This window comes from Shewanella sp. ISS20 (assembly GCF_056522965.1).
On record NZ_JAWRZK010000001.1, the window covers coordinates 1,439,156 to 1,453,945 of the forward strand.

Genomic DNA, 14,790 nt, shown 5'->3' on the forward strand with positions numbered 1-14,790 from the left:
ATACCCACAATTTTACTGTCTATTTAGCAAGCATTAGGTGGCGTACACTGCGCGGCGGTAATATTACCAATATCAATGGATTTGCACTGAAGATTAAGCTTCAGCCAGCAAGAGAGGATGTTATGTCAGTTGTAGTTTGCGCTTTATATAAATTTGTCGCCCTGCCTCATTTTACTCAAATACAGCGGCCATTACTGGCAACCTTAGAGCGACTTCACATCAAGGGCACCTTGCTACTGGCAAGCGAAGGGATTAATGGCACGGTCGCGGGTACGCAAGCGTCTATCGATGCCTTGCTTGTCTGGCTAGAGTCGCAATCTGGGCTTGAGAACAGCAGCTATAAATACGCGTATCATGACGACATGCCTTTTTATCGTACTAAGGTCAAACTTAAAAAAGAAATAGTAACCTTAGGGGTTGAAGGCATAGACCCATTAAAAGTGGTAGGCACTTATGTGAAACCACAAGACTGGAATCAATTGATTGATGACCCTGAAGTCCTAGTCATAGACACACGTAACGATTACGAAGTGCAGATTGGTACATTTGCTAACGCCGTTAATCCTAAAACTCAAACCTTCCGCGAATTCCCTGAGTTTGTTAAAAACAACCTAGATCCTGCCAAGCATAAAAAAGTGGCTATGTTTTGCACCGGCGGAATTCGCTGTGAAAAATCAACCGCCTACTTGAAAGAGCAAGGCTTTGATGAGGTCTATCACCTTGAAGGTGGCGTCTTAAAATACTTAGAAGAAATTCCGCAGCAACAAACTCGCTGGCAAGGTGAATGCTTTGTATTTGATAACCGTGTGGCAGTGACTCATGACTTAATCAAAGGTCAGTACGATCAATGTAACGCCTGCCGCATGCCAATTACTGAAGCTGATAAACAGTCGCCACACTTTGTACAAGGGATAAGCTGCCCACATTGCATCACCAACACCAGTGAGCAACAACGCACCCGCTTTGAAGAACGCGAACGTCAAATTCACTTAGCCAAACAACGCGGCGAAGCCCATATCGGCAGTGAGGTAAAACAAATTATCGAGGCTCGACGCAGCGCCAAACTCGAACAAAAAGCCAATAACCAAGCCGATAATTAACGGTAGTCTAAGTGGATCCCTCAGCGAGTAAAATCTATGAGTGATCCACGTATCAATCACCATTAAGAGCTAGCGTTTGGCCAAGGCCAAGCCGTAGACAACAGATCCAGAGATAAGCCGCAACTTCATCTCTGAGTGAAATGTTACAAGGTAAATGTCAAAATCCGCGAGGACATACCGCTTATTTTGCCTTAGGTTTAGGCTTAAAATTCGCTTGAGGCTTGGCCTTACTGGTTGTTTTGGCTTTGCCTTTAAACACCCCTTTGGGTTTATAAGGCGTGCCCTTGCCTTTTAAACCACTAAAGGTCACGGATTTCACTTCATCGATTAATATGCCAATGTTTTGGGTAATAGGCTCCATAAAATGAGCGTATTTTATCTCTCGCTGACTAATGGCTTCTAACTGCGATTCCCAGTGCGCCGTCATATCAGGAATAGTCATGCGCTTAGGGAGCGAGCAAATAAGCTCAGTGCCAACCTCGGTCGCTCGAATATCTTTGCCTTGGCGAGTTAAAAACTGACGTTTAAATAGCAGTTCAATAATGCCTGCTCGCGTGGCTTCTGTACCTAAACCATCAGTATCGCGTAACACTTTTTTAATGGCAGGATCGGTCACATGGCGCGCAATACCTGTCATGGCCGAGAGTAAGCTAGCATCATTAAAAAATTTAGGTGCTGTCGTTTGTTTTTCGACTAAATCGGCTTGCTGACAATGAACGCCATCGCCAATCGCCACCTGTGGCAAACTGAAGGCAGAAAACTCACTCTCGCCTTGAGGATTAGATTTAGTCGGAAATAACACTTTCCAGCCTAGGGCAACCACATCCTTTTGTTTGGCAATGAATAATCCACCGGCGACTTCAGTATCTATTTGTTTATCCACGTATTCAAAATGCGGATAAAACTGAATTAAATACTGCCGCGCTACTAGCTCATAAATGTTGTTTTCGGCGCTAGAGAGGCGACTTAAATCTGTGGCTTTCGCGGTCGGGATTATCGCGTGGTGAGCACTGATTTTACTATCATTCCACGCCTTAGATTTAAGGCTAACATTGGCATTGTTCGCCGCATCTTGTAAAGCCGCGCAAGAATGGCGGATGGCGCTAATGACTTGCGGCACATCATTTAAATGCTCTTTTGGTAAATAGCGGCAATCAGAACGCGGATAAGTGATGAGCTTATGGCGCTCATACAATTGCTGACAAGTATCAAGCACGCTTTGAGCGCTCATGCCAAAGCGTTTGGCGGCATCAATTTGTAAGGCTGATAAACTATAAGGCAGTGGTGGCGGCGTGGCTTTTTTGGCTTGGGTGACATTGACTATTTTGCCCGTTTGCCCTTGTACCCGTGAGATAACATTCAAGGCTAATGCCTTTGATAATACTCGATTATCTTCATCCATATAAGGCTCACACGCGGCACTCGGGCGCCATTTGGCCTGATAAGACTCATTGCTGGCAGTCAAGAAAGTTGCCAGCACTTCATAAAAAGGTTTAGAGACGAAGTCGGCAATTTCAAGGTCACGGTGAACGATTAAGCCTAATACCGGGGTCTGCACGCGGCCGATAGATAACACGCCGTTATAGCCTGATTGGCGCCCTTGCAGAGTGCATAGGCGCGTCATATTAATGCCATACAGCCAATCGGCTCGAGCTCGAGCTAACGCTGAGGTTGCTAAGGGAATAAAGTCGGTATTTTTTCTTAGATTATTGAGCGCCTTTTTAACTGCTACTGGATTTAAATCGCTAATTAAGCAGCGCAATACTTCAGCTTTTTTGGCTTTAGATACGCCACAATGATTAATGACTTCATCAATCAATATCTGCCCGACCCTATCAGGGTCGCCCATGTTGACTAACACATCAGCGTCTTTAATGAGTTTCTTGACCACAGTAAATTGCTTTTTAGTGTTAGCCTTAACCACCAATTTCCATTCAGTGGGTACAATCGGCAAATGCTCTAACGCCCATTTTTTATAATCTGGGTTATAGGCTTCAGGCTCAGCTTGTTCCAATAAATGGCCAATACACCAAGTGACTACATCGCCATTGCCGGCCTTGATATAGCCATCATGTTGTTGATGGGGTTTAGGTAGCACATCAACCAATGCTCGGCCTAAACTGGGTTTTTCTGCAATAAATAATCTCACACTGACTTACCTGCTCTAAAGCTCACGATATTATCCAGACGGCGGCGTTAATTGGCTTGGTAACCCCGAATGAGTTCAGCCATGGGCTCAAGTAGATGGCCATCAAACTGCCAATCAGTACACCCATAGTGACGTTAACAACATCGACACCGAAGCACTGGATAAATTTACAGTAACCTTAGCGTTTGTTATTAGTTTCGGCAAGAAAAAAACCACAGCCAAGGCTGTGGTTTTAATTAAATGACTAGCAATGATGCCATTTATCCCTTACGGGTGGCAGACATTGTGCAATTCAAGGTTAGTGCCTAGGTCTTTATTGCGGGTAGTCTTGCTGTTGTCATTACGCTGCGCGGTTAATTGATCAAGGTAAGCTTGGTCAACATCGTTAGTAATGTAGATACCATCAAATACTGAGGTTTCAAAACGGGCAATGTCCGGATTTTCTTGTCTAACGGCGGCAATCAAATCGGGCAAGTCTTGGAAGATAATGCCATCAGCGCCAATAATCTGGGCAATTTCATCGGCATCGCGACCATGAGCAATCAGCTCATTAGTGGTTGGCATATCAATGCCATAGACGTTAGGGAAGCGAATTTCAGGGGCGGCCGAGGCAAAATACACCTTGTTAGCACCTGCTTCTCTTGCCATTTCAATAATTTGCTCTGAAGTAGTACCGCGAACTATCGAATCATCCACCAGCAAGACATTTTTACCGTAAAACTCAGTATTAATGGCATTGAGCTTACGACGGACTGATTTTTTACGTTCTTGCTGACCAGGCATAATAAAGGTACGGCCAATATAGCGGTTTTTAACAAAGCCTTGGCGATAAGGTAAGTCCATTTCACGAGCGATTTCGAGCGCGATATCACATGAGGTTTCTGGAATAGGAATGACCACATCAATATCATGCTCATACCATTCTTTCTTAATCTTCTTACCTAAATAAGTGCCCATATTAACGCGACTCGCATATACAGAGACTTTATCTATGGTTGAATCTGGACGTGCAAAATACACATATTCAAAGATGCATGGGCTGTAACTTGGCGCTTCTGCGCATTGGCGGGTAAATAGGCGGCCATCTAAGGTGATAAAGATGGCTTCACCTGGAGCGACATCGCGTATTACTTCAAAACCGACAGCGTCCAAGGCCACACTTTCAGAAGCCACCATGTACTCAGTGCCTTTGGCAGTTTCATTTTTACCTAGCATTAATGGCCGAATACCAAAGGGATCGCGAAACGCCAGCAAACCTTGACCGATAATCATGGCCACTACGGCATAGGCGCCGCGGGTTTGTTGATGCAAGTGAGCTACAGCAGAAAAGACTTCATCTTCAGACAAAATCAAGCCTTTAGTTTGCTGCAGTTCATCCGCCAATAAGTTAAGTAACACTTCAGAATCTGAGGTGGTATTCACATGGCGACGTTTTTTAAGTAAGGATTCAGACAGTTCGAGCGTATTGGTTAAATTACCGTTGTGAGCGAGGGAGATACCAAAGGGGGAATTAACATAAAAAGGTTGCGCTTCCGAGGCACTGGAACTGCCTGCGGTCGGGTAACGTACGTGCCCTATGCCTGCATTGCCTTGTAGTCTCTGCATATGTTTAGGTTCAAACACATCACGCACCAGACCATTAGCTTTGCGTAAACGAAAGGCGGAGCCATCAACAGTCACTATCCCTGCAGCATCTTGGCCTCGATGTTGTAACACAGTCAAAGCATCGTAAATCGTTTGATTAACCGCCGACGAGCCAATTATTCCAACAATACCACACATGGGTAAGTATCCTCATTGTAAGATGTTCAAATTCTATTTTTATAATGTAGGTACAAAGCTTGAGGTGCTTTCCAAGTAGTTAAAAAACCACTGAATGACTACCCCAAATTCGGGCACGAGTACGGATTCCTTCCACCAAATGGCAGACGGAGCGCCGGTAAACGCATCCATAAAAAACAATATGGCACTAACAATCAAGGCGCCGCGTAGTGCGCCAAAACATAATCCTAAGACCCTATCGGTTCCCGATAGGCCGGTTTTTGAGACTAACTGACCCAAGATATAGTTAACGAAGGCACCGACCATTAAGGTGCACACAAACAAAATGGCAATGGCGACACCATTGCGTAAGAATTGGTCCTGTAATTGGGTGAGATGAGCAGCTAGCGGTTCATAAAACTCACTGGCGACAAAGAAGGCAACAAACCAAACCACTAAAGACATGGCCTCTTTGGCAAAGCCACGGATCAAACTGATCAGTGTCGATAAACCAACGATGGCGATAATGGCGTAATCAATCCAAACCATAAAATATGCAATCCGATACAGCAATTGAAGTCGGCGGGATAATAACAGAGACGGTTAGGATTCTCACCCCCAGAAAATGTATTATCCGTAGGGGAAACAATCCCCTATTGCCGACACTAACGACGATTAACCTTGAATGGGATCGTAATTAACGATTCGCCCCTTAAGATCAGTCAATTTATGAACCCGAGCCTGCATGCCAGAAAGCTTATCTTTACTAATTTCTGGGCCTACAAATACCTTAGTTAACTGCCCATCCACAGGTTTAGCGGGATAGGTATAAGTCGGGAAACCCGCTTTACGCAGCTGCGCGACTAAGGCATTAACATTTTTAGCATTAGCAAAGCTACCCAGTTGCAGCGTCCACCCGGCTTTGGCGCTAATTGACGCCGTTTGCGTTTCAGGCTTAGCTTCAGGTTTTGGCTCGACCTTAGGTTGCGGCTTAGGCTGAGGTTTTGGCTCAGGCTTAGGTTGCGCCTTAGCTTCTGACTTCACTTCTGGCTTTGGCTCGGGCTTAACTTCTGGTTTAGGCTCAACTTTAGCCGCCAATTCGGTTTTACCTTCAAAGCTTGACTGCACTGGCGCTTGGCTAAGATCTACCGGGGCAATACTTGCCACTTCAAATGTTGCCGGCGGCGTTTGCGTTTTTGGTCGCAGCGGAATTTCAGCAAAGGTTTCTTGCTCTTGCAGCGGCTTGCCATCCAACATATCTGGCAAAAAAATCACTCCAAGTGCTACCAGCACTATTATTCCAACCAGTCGATTATGAAACTGAGTAGACAAACTATTTCCCTTCTAAAACGTTACTAAACGCAGCCACGGTATAAAACGATCCAAACACTATTACTGCATCCCCAGCTTGCTGGTGCTCGCCAATGGCTTGCCAAGCACTGGCCATATCAGCAAAACAGTGAGAAGTTTCAGTGGCTAAATATTGTTGTAAATCTGACGCCTTAGCGCCTCTGGCATTATCAATGGAAATAAGGTACCAGTTGTCAATCACAGGCGCGAGACAATCCATCACCCCTTTAATGTCTTTATCTTTAAGCATGCCGCATAAGCCAATAATGCGCTTAGCACCGAGCTCAACTAACTTATGTGCCAAGTAACGGGCAGCATGCGGGTTATGGGCCACATCCACATAGGTCAGCGGTTGCTTGCTCACGCATTCAAACCGCCCAGCTAACTTAGCGTTTAATAACCCTTGTGAAATATGGGCAAACGCTAAATCAGGCATAAGTTGCTCAAGTGCTGCCAGCGCAGTGGCCGCATTAGCAAGCGGTAATAGCGGTACCGGTAAACCTTGCCATTGCCACACAGGGCCTTGGTAATCAAAAGTTTGGGCTGGCTGATTAACGCCTAAACCATGGGGTTGATAATGAAACGACTGCCCGACTTGAATAAATTGGGCGCCAATATCGTTAGCTACCGCTAACACCGAGGCAGGACAATCGAGATCGCCGCTAATGGCAGGTTTGCCTGCGCGAAATATGCCAGCTTTCTCTTTACCCACTAATTCGCGGGTATCACCTAAATACTCTTGATGATCTAAATCAATAGCGGTAACCACGCTCACATCAGCATCAATCAGGTTAGTTGCATCTAATCTGCCGCCTAGGCCCACTTCTAAAATGATCACATCGAGCGCTTGCTGCTTAAAAATCACTAAGGCGGCTAAGGTGGCAAACTCAAAAAAAGTCAGTGATAACTCAGCGCGGGTGCGTTCAATTAGTTGAAAAGCTGCAATTAGCTGCTCATCACTGACATCGACACCATTAACGCTAATGCGCTCGTTATAGCGCAATAAGTGCGGTGAGCTATACACACCCACGCTGTAACCTGCCTCTTGCAAGATACTGGCTAACATAGCGCAAGTCGTGCCTTTACCATTGGTACCCGCCACAGTAATGACCTTGCTTGGCGTTAACGTCTTAACCCCAAGGCGCTCTGCCACTTGGCTAATACGGGTCAGTCCCATGTCGATTTCAGTGGGATGCATAGCCAAAATATAATCAAGCCAAGTGTCAAGACTACTATTGGCAGCAGGGCTCTGTAAGCTATTTGTCGTCATATTAATCCGCCAAAAATAATGGCCCCATGGCCGGCTTAGGCAACTCATAATTAGGGTAAGTCACATCCACTAAATATAAACCGTGAGGTTTAGCGGTAGCGGCGGCTTTACTGCGATCTTTTAATGCCAATAATTTGCCGAGATAATCAAGGTCTTCTCGGCCATAGCCGACTTCTAACAACGAGCCTACTATGTTGCGCACCATATGATGTAAAAAAGCGTTGGCGGCAATATCAACAATAATGAAGGCGCCATGACGACTCACATCTACACGATGAACATTGCGAAACGGTGTTTTTGACTGACACTGAATTGCTCTAAAACTAGTGAAGTCTTGCTCGCCTAAAATGTACTGCGCCGCCAAGTGCATACGCTGCTCATCAATTTGACCAGCATACTGACTCACACCATAGCGCAAAATGCCTGGACGCAAATTATGGTTATAAATCACGTAACGATAACGCCGCGCAGTGGCTGAGAAGCGTGCATGAAAATCATCATCCACTTCCATGGCCCAGCGCACAGCGATGTTATCGGGTAAATGGCTATTGACCCCTAAGGTCCATGCCCCTAAATTACGCACCGCCTGGGTATCAAAATGCACCACTTGACCAGTGGCGTGCACGCCGGCATCGGTGCGGCCAGCGCATTGAACTAAAATAGGTTCATTGGCAATCACTGATAAGGCGCGCTCGACTTGCGCTTGCACTGAATCCACTTCCGCTTGGCGCTGCCAACCGTAAAAGCCACTGCCATCGTATTCAACCCCTAAGGCTATACGCATCATCATCTCTCTACTGCAAATTTGCGGCAAATATACCATAAAGGCCGCACAGGCTCTGCATAAAAAAACGGCGCCTAGTGGCGCCGTTCATTACTCTTTGGGCTTAGCCTAATTTAGCTAATAACTTTTTAGCTTCTACTTGCTGCTGCTCGTTACCATCGAGCTTAACTTCGGCAAGTAACGCCTTTGCACTATCGGCATCTTCAATCTCAAGGTAAGCACGAGCGAGATCGAGTTTGGCATTAACAGCATTTTCTTCATCATCAACATCAATTAAATCAACACCATTGAATAATTGCGTCACTTCGCTCATCACCATCTCAGGCTCGCGATACCTGTCAGCAATATCTTCTGGTTCATTGGCTTCATTGAGTAAAAGGTCAATATCTATATAGCCGTTATCACGCTGAAAATTCGATAAATCATTATCATACTTAGCTTGATTGATACTCTCTTTCGCATCTAACGCCGCCAACGCCTCTTCAACGGTTAACTTTGACTGGCCTGGATTTAATGCCAGTAAGTCAAAGTCACTATCAAGCTCTGTGATCGCATGTAAATCGACATCAGCACTGCTATCAAAATCTACACTCGCTTTTAGCTCACTTGCAAAGTCGGTATCTATGTCGATATGACTATCAAGCGCGGAGCCGATATCAAACACCACAGGTTCTGCATGCTCAGTAAATTGCGCCAGTAAATCATCATCGGACAGAGAATCCAGCGGGTCTAAGGCTTCTAGGTCAAGGTCTGAGGCGTCAAGGTCAAAATCTGGCTCAGTACTTGTCTTAGCATCTAAAGGTGCATGACTCACAGCATCTGAATGACTATTGCCATCGGTTTTAGCGATAGCTATAGCAGCAACGGGGGCAACAACAGCAGCGATTTCGGTAGCAACGTCAAATACGTCGTCAGTGGCCAAGTCTGCGGTAACCTCAGTTGCCATTGCCGGCGAAATACTAGGTTCGATAGCCTTAGGGGGTAAAGCATTGAAATCTTCCGTATCGAGATTTAACGCCTCGCTATCTAAAACGTCGATATCTGAAATAACCGGTTCTAAGTGTCCGGCATCACCCGCAAAATCAATCTCAGTATCATAAGCCGCGAAATCAAAACTGAGGTCATCGTCACTGATAGCAATAATGTCAGTATCTAAGGCTGCAAAGGCATCGAGTTCTGTATTCATTGGCGAGCCAAGCTCTGGCTTAATGCCAGAATCACTCAGGTGGCTGCTATCAATATCAGGGTTGGTATTGATGTTATTAAGATCATCCTCAACTGGCGTCGTCAATGGCTGCGCTTGAATGTCAGCAATACTTGAGTAAGTGAACTCCTCTTCTGGCAACAGTAAATCGTCTTCAAACGCAGCGAGTTCTTCTTCGAGTGCTAGTGCCTCTGGGGCGACAAATTGCGGCGCTATTTCTGTTGCTGAATTTAACTCAAGCTCTGAAATCAACTCTGTTTCAGCTAAATCATCCACATTATCTGTGACTAATAACTCTGACTCATTGACCACCAATGGCTCATCTAGCGTACCGACCAAAGATGCCATCGCAGGTTCATGCTGAGATTCGAAGTGTGGGGCTGCTAGTTCATCAGTATCATTATCTAGGTTAAGCGCAGTGCGCGCATTGTTGTCATTGATCTCATCAGCCGTATTCAAATCTGTTGAATCTAAGCCTGTTGAATCTAAGTCTGTGAAATCTAAGTCTGCTGAATTTAAATCTATAGCACTGTCATCAATCGAGTCTAAACCAGACTCATCAACATTAAGCTCTAAAGTATTAAGTTCAGGCGCACTCATGTCATCAAGACTATCCGTCGCGAGCAGGCTCACATCTATATCAAGTGAGTCGAGTTCGATGTTTGAATCTAGGTCTAGCTCAGTTACATCAGGCTCAATCAGCGCCTCTTCTACGGCTACCGATTGTGCTAACAGCATCTCTAATTCGTCAGCATCATCATCGATGTTAAGCCCTGACTCACTCGCCACATGTTCATCAATAGAATTTAGGTCTAGCTCATCAAGTTCAGGCTCAATCAGCGCCTCTTCTACGGCAACCGATTGTGCTAATAGCATCTCTAATTCGTCAGCATCATCATCGATGTTAAGCCCTGACTCACTCGCTACAGGTTCATCAGCAGAATTTAGGTCTAGCTCAGTTACATCAGGCTCAATCAGCGCCTCTTCTACGGCAACCGATTGTGCTAACAGCATCTCTAATTCGTCAGCATCATCATCGATGTTAAGCCCTGACTCACTCGCCACATGTTCATCAATAGAATTTAGGTCTAGCTCAGTTAGATCAGGCTCAATCAGCGCCTCTTCTACGGCTACCGATTGCGCAAATAAATCTTCTAAGACATCGCTATCGGCATCAACATCTAATGATGCAACGCTGTCCTTGCTGTCTTCTGCATCTAACTGGCTGAACAAATCATTTAAATCATCTTGAGAAATAGTTTCACTCGGCGATCTTGGTGGCGCGCTAATAAAATCAGCCTCTAAGTCAGCTAATAATGCACTCTCGGCGTCATCATCAAGGGATACTGCGTCCAAATTCAGTTCATCGCCAACATCGTTAGTGGCATGAGTAACATCATCCTCTTCTGGCATTTCTAAGCTAGCTAATAACGCGTCTAAATCAGTCTCACTGCTATCTAAGCCCGCAGATTGCTCGCCCATAGCTTCAGCCCATAAGTCATCTAAGGACTGACCCCCATCGCTTGCTAAATCAAACTCATCATTACTATCAAGGCCATCAGTAGTCAAACTTACTTCAGGGGCTAAATCAACCGCATCAAGTTCGAGCAAGCTATCTAGAGAGTCATCATCAAGATGTACACTGGGCTCATCAACAGCTACCTCTGTTGGCGCTGCGGCAACGACTGCGACGGTAGCAGCGACTAACGGCGCAACACTGGCGGACGCTGACACTGGCGCTTGGCGCCTACGCAGCAACAAACCAATCATCAGTAACAATAAGACGATAATTGCAGCACTCACGCCGCCTACTAACCAAGGATTATCTAAGAGACTTGGCTCTGCATCTTTAATCGGCACTGTGCTTTGCTGCTGCTTGAGCATTTCAATTTCGGCGTTCAGCACTGCCACTTGCTGACGACTTGCCATCAATTGCTCTTCAAGTGCCGCGATAGTGGTGCTTAATTCTTCCAATCTAACTTTGAGGTTTTTATTATCTAAGTCAGACACCAGTTGTTGATCAAGCGCTCTTGCCAGTTCATCCGTCAATGCCAAATTCTTGGCTTGATTTTCTTCCAAGCTTGCAATCATTTTGACTAATTCACTATTAGTCACAGCAGTGCCACCTTGGGATGCTGGTACAGCTGGATTGGCTGCTGGCACTGAAGTTACTTGGGATGGCTGAGAGTTAACAAGTACTGGGACAACGGGTGGTGATACTGGCTGCACAACCACAGGTGGCGGTGATACTTTAGCGCGGCTAGGTTTAGGAGCCTCTGCCGCATTATTAGCATTGCTGGCGGTGAGATTATCAAATTGCTGCTGCTTTTGTTTGCGGGTTAAGCGACTCCAATTGACATCATCTTGCTCAGCTCGGCTTTTGGCACGCTCAGCAGGAATGGCGGCCATATCGGCGCCACTTGGGATAGTTAACAACATGCCCTTTTCAAGGCTATTGAAATTATTGCTAGCAAACGCATGCGGGTTGGCCTCATAAATAGCGGCCATGACTTGATAAACACTTAAACTAGGATCGGGACGCATCTTAACCGCTATGCCCCAAAAAGTGTCAGACGCAGACGTTGGGCCATACTGTTTAACCATTTGCCGTGTTTGGCCTTCAGGCCCAGTTAATCGCAGCGGCTCTGCCGCTTGCACTGTCGTCATTACCAAAGGCAACGCCAACAACACAGGTCGCCATGCATTAAACCAAGTTGCCATACAAAAATTCATCCATTCATCCCTTAGCAGCGCTAAACATCATCCCACCAAACAATTATCTTAGGCAATTGTATTTATTGAAATTACTATAAACTAGAAACCCGCGCCGAGCTAGTCTGGCACGCAATCGCCGTGGCTCTGGCCGCGGATGATTACCGTCCACAGTTGCCTGATATTGCCTGGGTCAAACAGGTATAAAAAAACCTGCAAAATGCAGGCCTTTTTTACGTTTAACTAGTCAGTGACGTCATTAATAGTAATCACGCACTAAAATTTCAGCAATTTGAATACTATTTAACGCAGCACCTTTGCGAATATTGTCAGACACTACCCACATATTGATGCCGTTTTCGTGAGAAATATCATTGCGCACTCGGCCCACAAATACCGCATCAGCACCCGCAGCATCAGTCACAGCTGTTGGGTATTCACTGTCAGTTTCAAACAGTTCAACGCCAGGGGCATCTCTTAATACTGACTTAATCGCTTCAGCGTCAACGCTTTGGACAGTTTCTAAGTGAATGGCTTCTGAATGACCATAAAACACAGGAACGCGCACAGCGGTTGGATTCACAGTGATTTGGGTATCACCCAAAATTTTCTGAGTTTCCCACACCATTTTCATTTCTTCTTTGGTGTAGCCGTTATCTAAAAACACATCGATATGCGGCAACGCATTGAAAGCAATTTGCTTATCGTACACTTTTGATTCTGCTGGCAAGCCTTGCAGTAAACGGGCGCACTGCGCTGCTAACTCTTCAATGGCTTCTTTACCTGTGCCCGACACAGATTGATAAGTCGCAACGTTAATGCGGCTAATACCAAAGGCATCATAAATAGGCTTTAATGCCACCAGCATCTGGATGGTTGAGCAATTAGGATTGGCAATAATATTGCGATTACGGAAATCAGCAATAGCATGCGGATTCACCTCAGGGATCACTAATGGAATATCCGCGTCATAACGGAAATGTGAGGTGTTATCTATCACCACACAACCAAATTCGGCAGCAATCGGCGCCCATTTGGCAGACACATCACCACCGGCAGAGAAGAAACCGATCTGCGCCTGACTCCAGTCAAAGGTTTCTACGTCGAGGATTTCTACTTGTTTACCGTGAAATTCAACGGTTTCACCTGCACTACGACGGCTAGCCAGCGGAAAAAGTTTGGCTACTGGGAAATTGCGTTCCTCTAAAATCTCGATCATGGTTTGACCGACAGCTCCGGACGCGCCCAACACTACAACATTAAATTCCTGCGACATTTATTGACTGACTCCTGCAAAACCTAAACGAGTTAACCAATTTAACTTACAATCCCCTGTCGAGGCTAGCGCCAAAGCACTAAATTCACGCCTATGACGATGATTTTTTCTCATTTGATCAAATCCATTGATATGTTGGACCTGTTGTCTAAACATTCGGTCATCATCCCTAACATCATAAACCAAGCGCGCCAGCGCTAACATTTGGCGCTGATGCGCTAAGCTCGCGCCATTAAGATGAGTTTCATCTTCTAGCATCAACTGTGAAAAGCATAAGGGCGGCAGTAAATCCTTAAGTGTGTGTGCCACAGGCTGCCTTAACCATTGGCAACAGGCTTGATACAAGTGATAGGTGCCACGCGCTTTTCCCTCAAGGCTGTAACCGGCAATATGCGGCGTCGCTATGCTGACCCAAGGAATGAGCGCCGCCAAAGGTTCAGGCTCGTTTTCCCACACATCTAACACTAACGATAAATCACCTCCTTGCTCCATATGCTGTAATAAGGCGTGATTATCTATCACGGCGCCGCGGCAACAGTTCAATAACCAAGTGCCGGCCTTAAGCTTTGATAATCGGTCTTTGTCAAATAGGTAATGAGTCGGATATGGGCCCGTGGTGGTTAAGGGCACGTGCAAGCTAATAATATCACTTAGCGCTAATGCCTCATCCAAGCTCACATAAGCGCGGCTATTATCAGTCGGTGCTAGCAGAGGATCGCACAATGCATAGTTAACACCATAGGCCTCAAGACATACAGCCAAGGCCGAACCGGTATTACCTGCACCAATGATTGCGACGGTTTTATCTGTCAGCAAGCAGCCATGTTGCTGGGCTAATTCGAGCATGCTGATAAAAGCATATTCACCCACCGCGGTGGCATTGCACCCTGGAGCATTGGTAAATGTGATGCCGCAAGTGTCTAAATACGCTGCATCGACATGCTCAGTACCTATGGTGGCACTGCCGATAAATTTAAGCTTAGGCGCCGCACTTAACAGCTGAGCATTGACTTCAGTGACAGAACGCACCAATAACATATCAGCATCTATTAATTGCTCCGGCTGCAATTGCCGACCATTCACCAGAGTCACTTCACCTATGCCGGCAAAGAGTTCGTTAACGAACGGCATATTTTCATCGGCGATTATTTTCATCATGTATCCCTACTTCTGTGTATTGCGCC

10 protein-coding genes are annotated in these 14,790 nt (G+C 45.8%); 1 reads left to right on the forward strand and 9 read right to left on the reverse strand.

From position 1 onward, the window contains the following. Positions 1–122: 122 nt before the first annotated feature. Complete coding sequence (gene trhO / locus AC1HDP_RS06520) at positions 123–1,100, forward strand: oxygen-dependent tRNA uridine(34) hydroxylase TrhO (RefSeq protein ID WP_479638121.1); 978 nt, start codon at positions 123–125, stop codon at positions 1,098–1,100. A gap of 181 nt (positions 1,101–1,281) precedes the next feature. On the opposite strand, the gene AC1HDP_RS06525 is transcribed toward trhO, so the two are convergent. The 9 genes from AC1HDP_RS06525 to AC1HDP_RS06565 all read right to left on the reverse strand — a co-directional run bounded on the left by AC1HDP_RS06525 (position 1,282) and on the right by AC1HDP_RS06565 (position 14,761). Beyond that, a complete protein-coding gene (locus AC1HDP_RS06525; RefSeq protein WP_479638122.1) occupies positions 1,282–3,249 on the reverse strand; it encodes a DNA topoisomerase III in 1,968 nt (655 codons plus the stop codon). Positions 3,250–3,516: 267 nt separating this feature from the next. Then, positions 3,517–5,031: an amidophosphoribosyltransferase gene (purF, locus tag AC1HDP_RS06530; protein WP_479638123.1), complete on the reverse strand. Its 1,515-nt coding sequence runs from the start codon at positions 5,029–5,031 to the stop codon at positions 3,517–3,519. A 39-nt stretch (positions 5,032–5,070) separates the two neighbouring features. Further along, positions 5,071–5,559 carry a CvpA family protein gene (locus AC1HDP_RS06535; RefSeq protein WP_140933013.1) on the reverse strand — a complete coding sequence of 163 codons (489 nt, stop codon included), beginning with the start codon at positions 5,557–5,559 and terminating at the stop codon, positions 5,071–5,073. A 126-nt stretch (positions 5,560–5,685) separates the two neighbouring features. Then, entirely contained in the window at positions 5,686–6,342 is a 657-nt protein-coding gene (gene dedD / locus AC1HDP_RS06540) for a cell division protein DedD (protein ID WP_479638124.1), read from the reverse strand. Between the two features lies 1 nt (position 6,343). Beyond that, positions 6,344–7,630, reverse strand: coding sequence for a bifunctional tetrahydrofolate synthase/dihydrofolate synthase (gene folC / locus AC1HDP_RS06545; protein ID WP_479638125.1), 1,287 nt, complete (start codon positions 7,628–7,630; stop codon positions 6,344–6,346). A 1-nt stretch (position 7,631) separates the two neighbouring features. Continuing rightward, a complete protein-coding gene (gene truA, locus AC1HDP_RS06550) occupies positions 7,632–8,414 on the reverse strand; it encodes a tRNA pseudouridine(38-40) synthase TruA (RefSeq protein WP_140934117.1) in 783 nt (260 codons plus the stop codon). Positions 8,415–8,517: 103 nt separating this feature from the next. Continuing rightward, the gene (locus AC1HDP_RS06555; RefSeq protein WP_479638126.1) at positions 8,518–12,339 is read right to left on the reverse strand and encodes a FimV/HubP family polar landmark protein; all 3,822 of its coding nucleotides are present in this window, start codon (positions 12,337–12,339) and stop codon (positions 8,518–8,520) included. 250 nt (positions 12,340–12,589) lie between these two features. Next, positions 12,590–13,606: an aspartate-semialdehyde dehydrogenase gene (locus AC1HDP_RS06560; protein ID WP_140933017.1), complete on the reverse strand. Its 1,017-nt coding sequence runs from the start codon at positions 13,604–13,606 to the stop codon at positions 12,590–12,592. Beyond that, complete coding sequence (locus tag AC1HDP_RS06565) at positions 13,607–14,761, reverse strand: 4-phosphoerythronate dehydrogenase (protein ID WP_479639841.1); 1,155 nt, start codon at positions 14,759–14,761, stop codon at positions 13,607–13,609. Positions 14,762–14,790: the final 29 nt, after the last annotated feature.